A 15,282-nucleotide genomic window follows, 5' to 3' on the forward strand; every position below is an offset into this window, starting at 1 on the left:
GACGCTCAGGCTCCTTTGAGGCTGCCGATGCGCAGGGAATCGCCGCGGTGGGCGGTTCCGGAGGCCGGGGCGGGGAGGTCGCCGAGGAGGTCGGCGCTGGGCACGAAGAAGAGGCTGCCGGTGACGGCCGTGGAGAAGTCGAGGATGCGGTCGGTGAGGCCCGGCGGGTCGCCGAGGAACATGTTGCGCAGCATCTGTTCGGTCACCGCGGGAGTCCGGGAGTAGCCGATGAAGTACGTGCCGAACTCGCCGCGGCCGACCTCGCCGAACGCCATGTTCTCGCGCACGATCTTCTGTTCGGTGCCGTCGTCGCCGACGATCGTGTTGAGCGCGACGTGCGAGTCGTCCGGCTTGACGCCGTCGGGTAGTTCGACGTTGGACGACTTCGTGCGGCCGATGACGCGTTCCTGCTCCTCGACGGTGAGCGACTGCCAGGCCGCCATGTCGTGGAGGTACTTCTGCACGATGACGTAACTGCCGCCGAGGAAGGGCGGCTCGTCGTCGGTGACGAACACGGCTTCGTCCGCCTGCCCGCCCTCCGGGTTCTCGCTGCCGTCGACGAAGCCAAGAAGGTCGCGCTCGTCGAAGTACGCGAAGCCGTGCACCTCGTCGACGACGGTCACGGCGGCGCCCAGGGCGTCGACGATGAGCCTGGCCAGTTCGAAGCAGAGGTCCATACGGCGGCCGCGTACGTGGAAGAGCAGATCGCCCGGGGTCGACGGCGCCCGGTGCCGGGGGCCCGTCAGCGGTGTGAAGGGGTGGAGTTCGCGCGGTCGCGGTCCGCCGACGAGGCGGTCCCACGCCATCGAGCCGATGCCCGCGACGCAGGTGAGGACGGTGTCCGGCGAACGGAAGGCCACGGAGCGCGTCAGCCCGGCGAGACCGGCCAGCGCGTCCCGTACGGCTGCCTCACCGCCGGGGTTCAGGGTGGCCACGAGGAACACGGCGGCTCTCGGCGGCGGTACGACGACGGGCTGCGTGGTGACCACATGACTCCCGGAAGACATTCAGTCACGAAAAGAGACAAAGGGTACGGCGTCAGCGTATCCGGCCCGCGGCCGCGACGCAGTCCGGGCACCGCCGTCAGCAGCCGCCGACCCACTCCTGAGCGCCGCCGGCGAAGGTCTGGTGCTTCCGGACCGGCACCTGGCGCTCGAGGTCCTCGACCAGACGCTCGCATTGCCGCGAACGCCTCGGCGCGGTGCGGGCAGGAGACGGCCGCGATCACCGCGACATCGCCGATCGCGAGACGGCCGGTCCGGTGTACGGCGGCCGGCGCGAGGACCGGTCATCGCGCGTGGCGGGCGGTCATCGGCCCGGCACGTCCAGAACCTCTGTGACGGCACCTTCGTCGAGTCCGCCCGGGGGGACCACCGCGAGGGCGTCGGCCAGCGCGAGTCCGCGCAGCATCGCCGGACCGTCGAAGGCCAGGGGCGTCGCCGCACCCCCGGAGAGCGGTTCGCCGCCGGTTCCCGCCTATCGCAATTCCTTTTCCGCTGGTACGGATCATCCGCCGGCGGGCGTGATGGTGACCTTCACGTGCTTCATGATCGGCTGGTCGCTCTGGGTGCTGTAGTCGCCGAGCGCGCACAGGACGTTCATCTCGGGCATATAGCCGGCCGCGCAGCCGCGCGGGATGTCGTACGGAATCGCCAGATAGCCGTCGAGGTGACGCCGGCTGCCGTCCTTGGCGGTGCTGGTGATGTCGACGGGGTCGAACTTCGAGATCCCGCGTTCGCGCATGTCGTCCTGGTTCATGAAGACGAGGGTGCGCAGGTTCTTGATGCCGCGGTAGCGGTCGTTGTCGGAATAGATGGTGGTGTTCCACTGGTCGTGGGAGCGCATGGTGCCGAGCGCGAGCATCCCCGGTTCCGGGAGGACGTCGGGGAGTTCGGCGGTCGAGAACTCGGCGCGCCCGGACGGGGTGAGGAAGACGAGTTCACGCGCGGGCTGCTTGATGCGGAAGCCGAGCGGCAGCCGCACACGACGGTTGAAGTCCTCGAATCCGTCGAGGGCTTGGGCCATGGTGTCGCGGATGCGGTCGTAGTCCTCGATGTACCACTCCCACGGAGTCTCGCTCCCGGGCAGGGCAGCGCGGGCCATGCCGGCGACGATCGCGGGCTCGGAGAGCAGGTGCGAGGAGGCGGGGCGCTTCATGCCGACGGACAGGTGCACCATGCTCATCGAGTCCTCGACGGAGGTGCTCTGGACGCCGTTGCGCTGGTCGTCCTTCTCGGTCCGGCCGAGGCAGGGCAGGATGAGCGCCCGGCGCCCGTGGACGACGTGGCTGCGGTTCAGCTTGGTGCTCACCTGGACGGTGAGGTCGCAGCGGCGCAGTGCCTCGTACGTGTACGGGGTGTCGGGCGCGGCGAGGGCGAAGTTGCCGCCCATGCCGACGAACACCTTCACGTCGCCGCGGTGCATCGCCTGGATGGTGCCGATGGTGTCCAGACCGTGCTCGCGCGGCGGCTCGATCCCGCAGGTCTTGGCGAGACGGTCCAGGAACTCCTCGGCGGGGCGGTGGTCGATGCCGCAGGTGCGGTTGCCCTGGACGTTGCTGTGGCCGCGCACGGGCGAGGGCCCGGCGCCCTCCCGGCCCAGATTGCCGCGCAGCAGAAGGAGGTTGACGATCTCCCGTACGGTGTCGACGCCGTGTTCGTGCTGGGTGAGGCCCAGGCACCAGCTGACAATGCTGCGGTCGGCCTCGCGGTAGACGCGGGCCGCCTCGAGGATGTCGGCGCGGCTGATCCCGGACTGCTTCTCGATCTCGTCCCAGGGCGTGGCCTCGCAGCGGGCGCGGTACTCCTCGAAGCCGGCGGTGTGGCGCTCGATGAACTCCCGGTCCAGCGCCTTGGGATCGGAGTCGGACTGTTCCAGGATCGCCTTGGCCATGCCTCGTACGAGCGCCATGTCGCCGCCGATGCGCGGCTGGAGGTTGAGCGTGCTCGTCCGGGTCGAATGGAAGGTGGCCATGTCCTTGAAGTCGTGCGGGATGATCGCCCGGGTGGCGCCCGCCTCGACCAGAGGGTTGATGTGCACGATCTTGGCGCCGCGGTGGTACGCCTCGGAGAGGGCGGTGAGCATCCGGGGCGCGTTGGAGGCCACGTTGACGCCCATGATGAACAGGGCGTCGGTGGCCTCCCAGTCCTTGAGGTCGACGGTGCCCTTTCCGGTGCCGAGCGCCGCCTGGAGGGCGCGGCCGCTGGCCTCGTGACACATGTTGGAGCAGTCGGGCAGGTTGTTCGTGCCGAGCTCCCTGGCCATGAGCTGGTACAGGAAGGTGGCCTCGTTGCCGAGCCGGCCGGAGGTGTAGAACGACGCCTGGTGCGGGGAGTCCAGCTCGCGCAGCGTACGCCCGACGAGTTCGAACGCGTCCTTCCAGCTCACGGGGGTGTAGTGGTCCGTGTCGGGGTCGTAGACCATCGGCTCGGTCAGCCGGCCCTGGTTCTCCAGGTCGTAGTCGCTCCACCCGGACAGCTCGGTGACCGAGTGGGCGGCGAAGAACTCCCGGTCGACCCGCTTGCGGGTCATCTCCCAGGTGACGTGCTTGATCCCGTTCTCGCAGATGTCCAGGTGCAGGCCCTTGGTGTCGTCCGGCCAGGCGCACCCGGGACAGTCGAAGCCGGTGTTCTCGTGGTTCATCTTCATGATGGCCCGCGGCCCGTCCACCAGCGCGCCCTCGCGAGCCATGAACCGCGTCACGCTCTTGGCCGCGCCCCACCCGGCGGCCGGATGGTGATAGGGCTGGAACTCCGGCTCGGCGTCGGGCTCGGGTCCCACCCGCGGTGCCGGTCGTTCCTGCTCTTCGGGAGAGGCGCTCAAGGTCCTCACCTTCCGCCGTGCGGGCGTGGGGCCCGGGAGTGGCCATTTCCCCTCAGCCTAGGCGCGCCCCGCACACCCCGCGATTTCGATTGGGCCGCCCGTACCCAGGGCCAGGGCAGTGCCACCTGGCGCGGGTGGCCCTGCACCGCGACCTCCCCACACCGTCACCACGAAGTGCTCGACCACGACCGCCACCGGCGACGAAAGGCGCTGGCGAGCATGAGTCCGCACGGACGATCATGACGCGCATGAGCGATCAACCCGTGCGATGGACCCAGGCCACCGTCTACCCCGACATGTGGACCGACCCGAACGACGACCCCCGTGACGGCGGCGGGGACGGTCCGGAGGGTGAGCTCGCCACGCTGCTGGACTTCCTGGCGGGGTATCGCATGACCCTGCGGATGAAGTGCGAGGGCCTGGACGCGGAGCAGCTGGCCCGCCGGTCGGTTCCCCCGTCGACGATGTCACTGCTCGGTCTCGTCCGCCACCTCGTCGAGGTGGAACGTGACTGGCGCAGCTGGATCAGCGGCGACCCGGTGCCGAAGCTGTACGGCGTCAAGGACGCGGACTTCCACGGCGCCGTCGCCGAACAGGCCGTGGTCGAGGCCGCGTTCGCCGATCTGGAGCGTGAGCAGGCCGCGACCGACGCCGCGCTTGCCGAGCACCCGGATCTGAGCGAGCGCCTGCCGAAGGACGGGACCGCGGTACGGGAGCTGATGGTGCACCGGATCGAGGAGTACGCCCGTCACTGCGGGCATGCCGACCTGCTGCGCGAGTGCGTCGACGGCAGGGTGGGCCAGTGACGAGCTGACGGGCGGCGGTCGGCAGAGCCCGGCCCTGCCGTGCCGGACGGCGTCAGGCGGCCGCGGACCATCCCGGAATCGTCGGCAGGACCTTCTCGGCGACGCGGAGCAGCACCGTGTCGTCCGGCACCTGACCGTCCTCGCGCCACAGGGTCACTTCGAAGGAGCCGCCGGTGTCCTCGGCGTCCCGGGCCACGACGACGGTGCGGGCCGGGACGCCCGGACCGGCCTCGGCTTCGCTCCCGTCGAGGCGGAAGCTGATGCTGATGGTCTGGTCCGAGTGGAGGACCGCCGGCCGGCCCAGGAGCGTCCGTCGCTTCGCGTCGTTCCACAGAATCGAGGGCTTCCCGCCCACCCGACGGTCGTCGTAGGTGGCCGACAGCGTGACGGTGTACGTCCCGATCTCGACCTCGGCCGACGGAGTGGCGACCTCCTCGCCGTCGCCGAGCTCGAAGGAGCCGTCGCTGCCGTGGGCGGACTTCACGGACTCCGTGGGCGTACCCAGCAGGTGGGCGAGGTCGGAACGGTTCAGCACCTCGCACAGTTGCGTCCCGGTGATGCGCCCGGGCACCCGCCCCGGCTCCCCCGGCGCTTTCTCGGGCTCGCCGTCCGAGCACGAGGCGGGCCCCGAGCCGCTGGTGACGATGCTCGGGTCCATCGCCCAGCCCACCACCCACAGACCGGCGCACAAGGCCGGTACCAGGACCAGGGCCGCGACGGCCTGTCGTACCGCCGCACGTCTGGAGAGCACCATCGTGTCGTCCGCCATCGTCCCCCGCCTGCCCCGATCCCCCGATATGTGCCCGGGGACCTTAACCCGTGATCATCCGGCGGACAAGGAGATTTGGTGGTGGCCGGGGTGGGCGGTGGGTCAGACCGACACGTTCCTGCTGAACCAGCCGCTGAACACCTCTTCGGCGTCGGCCGCACGCTGCTCGGCGCGTTCGACGACCCTCTCCGCCTCCGCCCGCCAGGTCGCCGCGTCCGCGCGCGGCGGGGGCACGAAGGGGCCCCGCTCCGGCGCTTCGGCGGCCGCGCCGAAGAAGTCGCCGCCCTTGCGCCTGAAGTCGTCCGTCCCCCACGCGCGGCCGGCACCGTGCAGCGGCACCTTCTGCAGATGCGGGATGTGCTTGGCGCAGTGGATGTACGCCTCCTCCACGGCGACCTCCACCCACACCTGGGCGCGGCGGCCGGGCACGGGGTCGGACGCGAGCCCGGCGTGGGCGCGGCGCATCTCGTCGTCGGGCACGACCCGTGCCGTGCCGTTGACATGGAGGCCGATGCGGTCCTGGAGGAAGTCCATCATCAGGATGCCGACGTGCGGGTTCTCCTCGATGTTGCCGAGGCTGGCCTGGACGCCGTTGCCCCGGTACTCCGGGTAGGCGAGGGTCCGGTCGTCCAGGACGTGGAGGAAGCCGGGCGGCCCGGCCCGGAAGGTGTTGTCGCACTCGCCGTGCCGGTCGGCGGTCGCCAGGAAGAACATCTCCTGGCGCGCCGCGAACTCCCGCATCCGGGTGTTGAGTCGGTCCAGAACCTGCTCGGCGTAGAACTTGTCGGCGCGCTCCGTGGTGCCCATGCGCTGCTGGACCTGATGTTCGCCGTCACTGCCCGGGCGGGTGGTGCGCAGGGGCGTCGTCTGCCGCTGCCCGGTCTGTTCGAAAGTGCTCAAGTCGTTGCCCCGACCAGTTCCTCGATGGAGTCGTGCCGTATGCGATGGGTGGGGATGCCGATGCCCACCAGGGTGTCGACGCTGCGCCGGATCATGCCGGGCGGTCCGGACAGGTACGCGTCGTACGTGTGCCACGGGCCGAACTCGCGCACGGCCTCCGGGATGCCGCCGGACAGCAGGCCCACGGGACCGTCGTCCACGACCGGGCGGACCGAGAGCCACGGGTGCGACTGCTGGAGCCGCAGCATGGTGTCGATGTCGTAGAGGTCGTTGTTCCGGCGGGCGCCGTAGAACACGTCGACGGTGCGGCGGCGGCCGTGCTGGGCCACGTCCTCGACCAGGGCCTTGATGGGCGCGATGCCGGTGCCGCCGCCGAGGCAGAGCAGCCCGTTGTCGGTGTTGTGGTCCACGGTCATGGATCCGGAGGGGGGACCGAGCCGGATCACATGCCCCGGACGGGCGCGGTGCACGAGCGAGTTGGAGACCCAGCCCGCCGGCACGGCCTTCACATGGAAGGAGAGCAGCCCGTCGGAGCGGGGCGCGGAGGCGAAGGAGTAGTGCCGCCAGACACGCGGCCACCAGGGGGTCTCCAGGGAGGCGTACTGCCCGGCGAGGAAGGGATAGGGCTGGTCGGGCCGGACCGTCACGACCGCGATGTCCGGCGTCCGCATGTCATGGGCGACCACCTCCGCCTGCCACCAGGCGGGGGCGCGCAGCTCGTCCTCGGCAGCCGCGTCGATCATGATCTGGGAGATGGCGGTGTAGGCGCTCACCCAGGCGGCCTCGGTCCTCGGCCCCCAGCTCTCCGGGGCATAGCGGGAGAGGGCGCCGATCAGGCACTCGCCGACGGCCGGATAGTGCTCGGGAAGGGTGCCGTACTTCCGGTGCCCGCGGCCGAGGTGGGACAGGTACGTGGTCAGGGTGGCGGCGTCGTCCGCGTGGGTCGCCGCGGTGAGCAGCGCTTTGAAGAGGCGGTCGCGCTGGGTGTCCATCGCCGCGGGGAAGAGGTTCCGCAGGTCGGGGTGGCGCAGGAAGAGCAGGGCGTAGAAGTGCGAGGTGACCTTGTCGGCGATCGGCTCGATCTCGGCCATGGTGCGGCGCAGAAGACCGGCGTCGGAGGTGTCCTCGGGCGCCGGGGCGGGGGTCGCCGGCTCGGGCGCCGGGGCGGGTCTCGGCGCCGGGGCCGGGCTCGGAGCGGCGGCGGGCGACGGGCTCGGAGTGGCTTCGGGCGGCGGGCTCGGAGTGGGGGCTGCTGCCGGTCTTGACGCCTGTGCGGGCACGGGGGCCGGAGCCTGGGCCGGGTGTGCGGCCGGAGCCGGGCGCTCGGGTGGCGTACGGCCTCGGTCGGCACCGTTGCCCACAGGGCGTATCGGGGTGACGGGGCGGCTGGGTATGCGGTCCTCCGCGCCCCGGGGTCCTGGCCCGTCCTGGTGATGCTGCGGGCTTCGACCGAACCAGCCCGCGTCCCGACTGCTGCCACCGGAGCCGGCTCCGGGACTGACGCCGGGCCTGTCACCGTCGGCCGACGTGGGGGTCGGAGCATCCATCGGTTTGCCTCGCCTCGAACATCTTTCGGTCGGTCTTCGTACGTGGGGTCCGAGTGTGCCCCGATTTCCCTCTCCCTATCGGAATTCCCGGTGTTCGCCCCGTCTCTTCAAATCTGGTGGTACGTACCGCACTTGATTCGCGAGGGGCGCCCGGGCGTTCGAACGGGCTCGACCATACCCCGCTCGCGTGAATCCATGAACGGGAACTTCGGCCATCACGACGGCGCCGAGTTCCGGCTGGTCAGCACCGCGCGAGGCCAGGAACTCGAACGCTTTCACGAGTTACCGACGAGTTCGAGTGATACGACAAGCCGTTCACCGCGCGACTGGTAGGAATTCGCTGACGGAAAAGATACGAGGCGACCCCAAGCCCTCACACCGTGGGCGCGGGCTCTTCACGTTTCCCACGCATGAGCCGCTGCCACAGGAAGGAGTGGACCAGAGCGTCGTTGTGGGCCGCCTGTTCGTTGTCACCGGCTCCCGCGTGGCCGCCGCCGGTGTTCTCGTGGAGCAGGACCTCGTGGCCGAGTTCGCGCAGTCGCGCGGCCGTCTTGCGGGCATGTCCCGGGTGGACACGGTCATCACGGGTGGAGGTCATCAGCAGGACCGGCGGGTAGACACGGTCCCCGGCGAGCTGGTGGTACGGCGAGATCGCGCGGAGGTGGGGCCGATCGGCTTCGTCGTCGGGATTGCCGTACTCGGCGATCCAGGAAGCCCCGGCGAGGAGCTTGTGGAAGCGGAGCATGTCGAGCAGCGGCACCTGGGCGACGATCGCGCCGAACAGCTCCGGGTGGCGGGTGAGCATCGCGCCCATGAGCAGCCCGCCGTTGCTGCCCCCGGCCGCTCCGAGCATGGCGGGGGTGGTGATGCCCCGTGCGACGAGGTCCGCGGCGACGGCCGCGAAGTCCTCGAAGGCTCGCGGCCGGTGGGCGCCGAGCGCGGCCTGGTGCCAGTCCGGCCCGTACTCGCCGCCGCCCCGGATGTTCGCGATCACGTACGTGCCCCCGCGCTCCAGCCACGCCCGGCCCTTCACCGCGCCGTAGTAGGGGGTGAGGGAGACCTCGAAGCCGCCGTAGCCGTAGAGCAGGGTCGGTCCCGGGCCGGTGGCGGTGCGGTCGGGGCCGATGACGAAGTACGGCACCCGCGTCCCGTCCGGGGAGGTCGCGAAGAACTGCTCGACCGTCAGGCCGGCCGCGTCGAACCGCGCCGGAGCCTGCTTGAGGATCTCGGTGTCGGCGCCGATCTCCCCCCGGTAGAGGGTGGAGGGTTGCAGGAACCCCGACACGTCCAGGAAGTACTCGTCGGAGAGGTCGGGGTCCGTGTCCACGACGGTGACCGCCGACAGCTCCGGGACGTCCGTGAGCGGCGTCCGCGCCCAGGCGCCTTCGGAGTCGGGGGTGAGGACCTCGATGCGGGTGCTGACGTCCCTCATCGTCTCCAGGATCAGATGGTGGCGGGTCCACGAGTGCCCGGCCAGGGCGGTCCGCTCGTCCGGGGTGAACAGCACCGCAGCCGTACGGTCGCCCGTCAGGAAGGCGTCGAAGTCGAACGCCAGCAGGGAGCCGGCCCCTTGCCCGAGCCAGTCGGACTTCAGGGTGACGATCAGATGCCGGCGGTGGACGTAGGCTTCCGCGTCGTCGGGAACGTCGATCTTCACGAGCGTGTCGTCTCCGCCGAGGACGTACGTCTCGCTGCGGAAGAAGTCCAGGGAACGGGCGACGAAGTCCCGCTCGAAGCCCGGCGTGGTGTCGCGCCAGCCCGACGCCGCCACATCGACCGCGTCCGCCTCGAAGACCTGCTCGGCCTCCTCCAGCGGCGTACCGCGCCGCCATCGGCGCACGGTGCGCGGATAGCCGGCGTCCGTCAGCGACCCCGGCCCGAAGTCCGTGCCGATGAAGACGGTGTCGGCGTCGATCCACCCGATCCGCGTCTTCGCCTCCCCGACCTGGAACCCGTCGTCGACGAAGGCCCGCGTGGCGAGGTCGAACTCGCGGACCACCACGGCGTCCCCGCCGTCGCGCGACAGACAGACCAGGGCCCGGTCGTAGGCGGGGTGGCGAACCCGCGCCCCCGCCCACAGCCACTTCTCGTCCTCCGCCGCGGCGAGCGCGTCGAGGTCGAGGACGTCCTCCCACGCGGGGGCGTCCTTGCGGTACTGCTCGAGCGTCGTGCGGCGCCACACACCGCGTACGTGCGCGGCGTCCCGCCAGAAGTTGTAGAGGAACGCTCCGCGACGGGCGGTGTAGGGGATGCGGTCCGAGGCGTCCAGCACCTCGCGCAGGCTCTCCTTCAGGGTGGTGAAGTCCGCGTCGGAGGCCAGTGCGGCCGCCGTCTCGGCGTTCCGCTCGGCCACCCACTCCAGGGCGGCCCCGCCCTCCACGTCTTCCAGCCACAGGTACGGGTCGTCGTCATCGCGCGGCGTCGTCATGGAGAGCCGATCACCAGAGCCGGAGCGTGAACGGGGCGACCATCACCAGGACCGTCGACGACCGGCCGAGCACCCCGATCCCCCGTCGCTCCGGATCACGGCCCTGGCCCCATGCGCCGGACTGGTGCGGTGTGTCTCCCATGGCCCCACCCTACGGCCCCGCGATCCGGCGGGCGGAACTCCTGGCAGATCGAGGCGATGGGGCTCTATGATCACGGCGATGACTACTCATTCTCTCCACAGATTGGGGGACCCGTCCGCGCAAGGTGAGTGCTGATGCTCACCGACACCGCGTATGGGGATTCCCCACACTCCTTCTGGCTGCGCGTGCGAGAGTTCGCCGTGCCGCCCTCCATGATCGAGACCGCGACCGCCCGCCGCTCTGCCGGTGACTGGGCAGGAGCCTGCGCCGCCGCCGGCGTGGACGTCGATCTCGACCTGAAATCCGTGGCACGCACCCATGGCCGCGAACTCGCCACCCGGGTGCGGGCCGACCTCCGCCATCTGGCACCCGACCTGTTGCGCTGGCACCTCCCGAGGGTCGCTCCCGACGGGCTGCTCCGCCCTGGTCTGACCATCGCCCTGGCCCGGTACGAAAGCGCCGGGCCGGACGGCGCGGGCCCGGTCCACCTCGTGGTCCGGACGCCGCCGGCGTGGGCGGACGGCGGTCAGCGCGTCAGCCTCGCGCTGTGGGACGGAACGCATGCCGAGCCGAGCGCCCGCCGCCATCCGCACCCCCATCCCAGCCGGCGGTTCCGTCTCGACCTGCACCGCCACCTGTGGGACGCGCGCAGGACGGACGAACTCCGGATCCGGTCCGGGTCCGCGCCGCCTCCGGACGGCGCCCCTGCCCCGACGGTCCCGGAGGTACCGGGGACGGTGCCGCGGGACTTCCGCTGCGCCGTGGACCGGTGGGCGGACGAGGCGGGGTTGCTGCTCCACGCCGAAGGACGGTCCGCCGGCACCATCAGTGTGCGCGTCGGGGCCCGGCAACGGCTGCTCCTGGACCTGGTGGCGGACCGGGACGGCCTCGGACCACCCTCGATGCGGATCGCCGAGGCGCCCGCGGACGGCGGCGTCTCCGCGCTGCCGGTACTGCCCGATGCGGCGACCTGGGTACTGCCCGACCTGGAACTGCTCCAGGGCGGGCTGATCGAGGCCGACCGACTGCACCCGCTGGTCGCCTCCGCGCTCGTACCCGGTCTGCCACCGGCCGGTTCGCGGCCGCTGTCGGACCGGACGGGGCAGCCGCACATCGTGGAGTGCCGGGGAGCCCGTCACCGGATCGGCCTGGTCGACGGGGTGCTGTCCCCGCTGGACCACGACCCGGCCGAGATCCGCCGGGAGGAGTTGCTGGCCGCGCTGTCCGGCACCCCACTCCCCTGCCTCCAGGCCATCGACCGGGCGCACCGTCGTCCGGACTGCCTGGACGGCGTCCGCGAGCGCCTGCACCACGGCGACATCGCCGGCGCGCTGGCCGTCGTCGAGGGCCTGCTGGGCCCCGACGCGACGCTGCGCGACGGCGCGCTGCGGAACGAGCTGGAGGCGGCCGCCCAACGGCGCCTGACCTACGGCCTGTTCAGGGCCGGCCTGATCGGACCCGGACCAGGCCGTATGCGGCCCGGCCCCAGCCGACGCCGTGGCCACCGCACGCGCCCGCGGCACGCCACCACCCACTGACCCGGGGCCTCGGTCCCCGCACTCCCTTCGTCTTCTTCACAACGAGCCCTCAGGTGATCACCCATGCCTTCGTACGCCCCGTCCCAACTCGATGTCGCCGGCGACCTGCTGACCCTCCTGCGCGACACCACCACCGAGCCGCGCCCCGACCCCCAGCTGGAGGCGCTGACGCTGGCCGTCGCCGCCGACCTGCCCGTGCTCCTGTGGGGTGAGCCGGGGATCGGCAAGACCGCGGCCCTCACCCAGCTCGCCGACACCCTGGACCTGCCGCTGACCACCGTCATCGCCAGCGTGCACGAGCCGTCGGACTTCGCCGGCCTGCCGATCATCGGCGACGATCCGGCGGAGCGGGGCGTCCCGATGGCCCCGCCGGACTGGGCCGTACGACTCGTACGGGCCGGCCGAGGGCTGCTGTTCCTCGACGAGCTGTCCACCGCCCCGCCGGCCGTGCAGGCCGCCCTGCTCCGCCTCGTCCTCGAACGGCGGATCGGCGCACTGCAACTGCCGCCCGGCGTACGCATCGTGGCCGCCGCCAATCCGCGCTCCTCGGCGGCCGACGGCTGGGAACTGAGCCCGCCCCTGGCCAACCGGTTCGTCCATCTTCAGTGGGTCCACGACCACGAGGTCGTCGTCCGCGGCCTCGGGGGGACCTGGCCCCGGGCGACGCTGCCCCGGCTCGACGCGGCGAGGACGCCGGAGGCCGTGGCCTTCGCCCGCCGCGCGGTGTGCGGGCTGCTCGCCGCCCGGCCCAAGCTCGTCCACCAGATCCCCAGCAGCGAGACCCGCAGGGGCGGCCCGTGGCCGTCGCCCCGCAGCTGGGAGATGACCCTGTGTCTGATCGCCTTCGCGACCGCGGCCGGCTCCTCCCGGGACGTGCTGTCCATGCTGGTCAGGGGAACCGTCGGCGACGGTCCCGGTCTTGAACTGCTCGCGAGCCTGGACCGGCTGGACCTCCCGGACCCCGAGACCCTGCTCGCCGACCCCGAGAGTGCCGACCTCCCCGAGCGCGGAGATCTCCGCCAGGCCGTGCTCGACGGCGTGGTGGCGGCGGTCCGCGCCCGCCCGGAGAAGTCCCGCTGGGACGCGGCGTGGGCGCTCCTGGTACGGGCGATGGAGACCGGAGCCCCTGACCTGGTGGTCGTCCCCGCGACCACCCTCGCCTCGCTGCGCCGGGAGGAGTGGGACGTACCGGAGTCGATCGAACGGCTCGCCGGAGTGGTGTCCGTGTCCCGGCGCGCCGACCGGGCGGGGGCCCGGGCCGCGCTCGCCACGCAGGCAGGCCGATGAGCGCGGGTGCACCGGGGACACCACTGGCCCTGGACCGTGACAAGCTCTTCGCCGCCCGGCTCCAGGCCGCGCGGGTGCGGCCGTATCTGGCGACGGCGCTGTTCGCGCTGCACACCGTGGAGTCGACGAGGGTGCCGACGATGGCCGTCGACCGGTACTGGCGCTGCTACGTCTCACCGGCGTTCGTCGACCGGACCCCGGTGGAGGAACTGGCCGGGGTGTGGGTGCACGAGGTCTCTCATCTGCTGCGCGACCATCACGGGCGCGGTGACCGGCTGGCGCGGGCACGCGGACTGACGGGTCCCGGGGAGCGGCTGCGGATGAACATCGCCGCTGACTGCGAGATCAACGACGACGTGTTCGGCGACGGCCTGGTCCAGCCCGAAGGCGCCGTCGTGCCCGAGACGTTGGGACTCAGGCCGGGGCAGCTCATGGAGCAGTACCTGTACCAGTTCTCCCTCGGAGCCCAAACACGGGACATCGCCTGGCTGGACTGCGGAAGCGGCGCCGACGGGCTCGCAAGGGAGTGGGACCTCGGGCCGGACGGAGCGCACGGGCTCAGTGCGCAGGAGCGGGACGCGGTGCGGTTCCGGGTGGCGCAGGGCATCACCGGCCGTCCCGGAACCGCCTCGGAGGCGTGGCAGCGGTGGGCGGAGGAGGCGTTCCATCCTCCGCAGCCCTGGCGGGATCTGCTGGGCGCGGCCATCCGCTCGGCGGCGGCCGGCTCCGGAGCGGGCGAGGACTACACGTACGGCAGGCCGGCCCGGCGGTCGGCCGGCCTGCCGGGCGTGGTGCTGCCGAGCCTGCGGCGGATGCCGCCCCGGGTGTCCGTGGTCATCGACACGTCCGGCTCGGTCAGCGACGCGGAGCTGGGCAGCGCCCTCCTCGAGGTGGCCGCGATCTCCCGTGCCGTGGGCGGCCGTCGGGACCTCGTCACCGTCCTGCCGTGCGACGCGGAGGCCCGGTTCGTGCACCAGCTGTGCCGCTCCGAGGGAATCCCGCTGATGGGCGGTGGGGGTACGGATCTGCGGCGGGGCTTCGCCAAGGCGCTCACGTCACGGCCGGCGCCCGATGTGGTCGTGGTCCTGACCGACGGTCAGACACCGTGGCCGGTCACCCGGCCTCCGTGCCGCACGGTGGTGGGGCTGTTCCCGAGGCCGTTCTCGAACCGTTCGTGGGACGAGGACGATCCCGACTACGTCCCCGACTCGCCGCCCGACTGGGCACGTGTGGTCGACATCGGGTAGCCCCCTGGGCCGGGGGAGCGCCGGTCGGGTACCTCGGAAGGCGCACCCTCTCCATCAAGTCATCGCACCTGTCGAAAACCTGCACATCGTGCGCGTGACCTGGATGCGCCCCCTTCATTGCTCCTCGACCCGACCGGTCGATCCCGTCCGTGTGATGCGGCTCTGTCCGTTTGATACCCCGCACGCGGCAGGTCGCCCGGATCTGTTACTCGTTCCTGCGGAGAAGGTGTCACCGTTCGGTGAAATTAGCTGCACGGCTGCTGTCCGAGGTACACAACCACGTACGTGAGGACGTCAACAGAATTGGCCGGGTAGCCCGTTCGCGTGCTTGGATCACCGCGCTGCGGCAGTCGTGAAGTACGGCCGAGTTTCGGCCTGCGGAATGACCGCAGGAATGGAATCCCCCCAACAAATGAAGGGTGCGCATCATGCGTAACGACCTTGAGACCCGCGAGATCGCCGACACCGAGCTGGACGCCGTTTCCGGCGGCCTCGTCAGCATCTCCGGCGGCGTCGCCGGCGCTGCGACCAGCGACGTCACCAACGTCCTTGGCGCCGTCACCTCCCTCCAGACCGTTCAGGGTGTCGAGGGCCTCGTCGCCGGCGTCCCCGGCCTGGCCTCCAACGTCACCGGCCTTTCGGTGAACGCCTCCGCCGTCACCGGTCTCGCCGGTCTCTGAGCGGAATATTGCCCAAGTAAAACCCTACGAATAACGGTACGGGGTTTAAAGGGGCCCCCCTCGCGATAGCTAACAAATATAATATGTAGATAATTATGATGTCTAGAGCCACAAAG

General features: G+C 71.2%; 12 protein-coding genes and 2 pseudogenes. 5 read left to right on the plus strand and 9 right to left on the minus strand.

Going from position 1 to position 15,282, the window contains the following annotated elements; genetic code table 11:
• Positions 1-5: 5 nt before the first annotated feature.
• The 4 genes and pseudogenes from ACFVZW_RS09390 to ACFVZW_RS09405 form a co-directional block, all read right to left on the minus strand.
• Entirely contained in the window at positions 6-989 is a 984-nt protein-coding gene (locus tag ACFVZW_RS09390) for a Dyp-type peroxidase (protein WP_384519169.1), read from the minus strand.
• 94 nt (positions 990-1,083) lie between these two features.
• Positions 1,084-1,288 (minus strand): annotated as a pseudogene (locus ACFVZW_RS09395) (molybdenum cofactor biosynthesis protein MoaE); the annotation flags it as partial.
• 20 nt (positions 1,289-1,308) lie between these two features.
• Positions 1,309-1,455: pseudogene (locus ACFVZW_RS09400) on the minus strand (molybdopterin molybdenumtransferase MoeA); the annotation flags it as partial.
• Between the two features lie 51 nt (positions 1,456-1,506).
• Positions 1,507-3,822 (minus strand): FdhF/YdeP family oxidoreductase, encoded by a 2,316-nt coding sequence (locus ACFVZW_RS09405; protein ID WP_384519075.1) that lies wholly within the window; start codon positions 3,820-3,822, stop codon positions 1,507-1,509.
• Between the two features lie 239 nt (positions 3,823-4,061).
• Here ACFVZW_RS09405 and ACFVZW_RS09410 point away from each other — a divergent pair, with 239 nt between their 5' ends.
• Positions 4,062-4,628, plus strand: a complete 567-nt coding sequence (locus ACFVZW_RS09410; RefSeq protein WP_384519078.1) for a DinB family protein — start codon at positions 4,062-4,064, stop codon at positions 4,626-4,628.
• Between the two features lie 52 nt (positions 4,629-4,680).
• On the opposite strand, the gene ACFVZW_RS09415 is transcribed toward ACFVZW_RS09410, so the two are convergent.
• The 5 genes from ACFVZW_RS09415 to ACFVZW_RS09435 form a co-directional block, all read right to left on the minus strand.
• Positions 4,681-5,397, minus strand: coding sequence for a DUF6215 domain-containing protein (locus ACFVZW_RS09415; RefSeq protein ID WP_384519081.1), 717 nt, complete (start codon positions 5,395-5,397; stop codon positions 4,681-4,683).
• Between the two features lie 102 nt (positions 5,398-5,499).
• Positions 5,500-6,297 (minus strand): pyridoxamine 5'-phosphate oxidase family protein, encoded by a 798-nt coding sequence (locus tag ACFVZW_RS09420; RefSeq protein ID WP_384519084.1) that lies wholly within the window; start codon positions 6,295-6,297, stop codon positions 5,500-5,502.
• Positions 6,294-7,844, minus strand: a complete 1,551-nt coding sequence (locus ACFVZW_RS09425; RefSeq protein WP_384519086.1) for a globin domain-containing protein — start codon at positions 7,842-7,844, stop codon at positions 6,294-6,296. The genes ACFVZW_RS09420 and ACFVZW_RS09425 overlap by 4 nt, the downstream gene beginning before the upstream one ends.
• 373 nt (positions 7,845-8,217) lie before the next feature.
• Complete coding sequence (locus ACFVZW_RS09430; protein WP_384519089.1) at positions 8,218-10,272, minus strand: prolyl oligopeptidase family protein; 2,055 nt, start codon at positions 10,270-10,272, stop codon at positions 8,218-8,220.
• 10 nt (positions 10,273-10,282) lie between these two features.
• Entirely contained in the window at positions 10,283-10,414 is a 132-nt protein-coding gene (locus ACFVZW_RS09435; protein WP_384519091.1) for a hypothetical protein, read from the minus strand.
• 134 nt (positions 10,415-10,548) lie between these two features.
• Between ACFVZW_RS09435 and ACFVZW_RS09440 the strand changes: the two genes are divergently transcribed.
• The 4 genes from ACFVZW_RS09440 to ACFVZW_RS09455 all read left to right on the plus strand — a co-directional run bounded on the left by ACFVZW_RS09440 (position 10,549) and on the right by ACFVZW_RS09455 (position 15,166).
• The gene (locus ACFVZW_RS09440; protein ID WP_384519094.1) at positions 10,549-11,952 is read left to right on the plus strand and encodes a hypothetical protein; all 1,404 of its coding nucleotides are present in this window, start codon (positions 10,549-10,551) and stop codon (positions 11,950-11,952) included.
• Positions 11,953-12,015: 63 nt separating this feature from the next.
• The gene (locus ACFVZW_RS09445; protein ID WP_384519096.1) at positions 12,016-13,239 is read left to right on the plus strand and encodes an AAA family ATPase; all 1,224 of its coding nucleotides are present in this window, start codon (positions 12,016-12,018) and stop codon (positions 13,237-13,239) included.
• Entirely contained in the window at positions 13,236-14,486 is a 1,251-nt protein-coding gene (locus ACFVZW_RS09450) for a VWA-like domain-containing protein (RefSeq protein WP_384519098.1), read from the plus strand. Before ACFVZW_RS09445 ends, ACFVZW_RS09450 begins: the two co-directional genes overlap by 4 nt.
• Positions 14,487-14,914: 428 nt before the next feature.
• Positions 14,915-15,166 (plus strand): hypothetical protein, encoded by a 252-nt coding sequence (locus ACFVZW_RS09455; RefSeq protein WP_376432286.1) that lies wholly within the window; start codon positions 14,915-14,917, stop codon positions 15,164-15,166.
• The last annotated feature ends 116 nt before the right edge of the window (positions 15,167-15,282 follow it).

Origin of the sequence: Streptomyces sp. NPDC059567 (genome assembly GCF_042735655.1) — a bacterium.
Classification (GTDB): Bacteria; Actinomycetota; Actinomycetes; order Streptomycetales; family Streptomycetaceae; genus Streptomyces.

What these genes read in the sequence shown, in the direction of transcription:
- ACFVZW_RS09410 (WP_384519078.1), top strand. Translation starts at nt 4,062, where the DNA reads ATGACGCGCATGAGCGATCAACCCGTGCGATGGACCCAGGCCACCGTC.
- ACFVZW_RS09415 (WP_384519081.1), bottom strand. Translation starts at nt 5,397, where the DNA reads ATGGCGGACGACACGATGGTGCTCTCCAGACGTGCGGCGGTACGACAG.
- ACFVZW_RS09425 (WP_384519086.1), bottom strand. Translation starts at nt 7,844, where the DNA reads ATGGATGCTCCGACCCCCACGTCGGCCGACGGTGACAGGCCCGGCGTC.
- ACFVZW_RS09430 (WP_384519089.1), bottom strand. Translation starts at nt 10,272, where the DNA reads ATGACGACGCCGCGCGATGACGACGACCCGTACCTGTGGCTGGAAGAC.
- ACFVZW_RS09435 (WP_384519091.1), bottom strand. Translation starts at nt 10,414, where the DNA reads ATGGGAGACACACCGCACCAGTCCGGCGCATGGGGCCAGGGCCGTGAT.
- ACFVZW_RS09440 (WP_384519094.1), top strand. Translation starts at nt 10,549, where the DNA reads ATGCTCACCGACACCGCGTATGGGGATTCCCCACACTCCTTCTGGCTG.
- ACFVZW_RS09445 (WP_384519096.1), top strand. Translation starts at nt 12,016, where the DNA reads ATGCCTTCGTACGCCCCGTCCCAACTCGATGTCGCCGGCGACCTGCTG.
- ACFVZW_RS09450 (WP_384519098.1), top strand. Translation starts at nt 13,236, where the DNA reads ATGAGCGCGGGTGCACCGGGGACACCACTGGCCCTGGACCGTGACAAG.
- ACFVZW_RS09455 (WP_376432286.1), top strand. Translation starts at nt 14,915, where the DNA reads ATGCGTAACGACCTTGAGACCCGCGAGATCGCCGACACCGAGCTGGAC.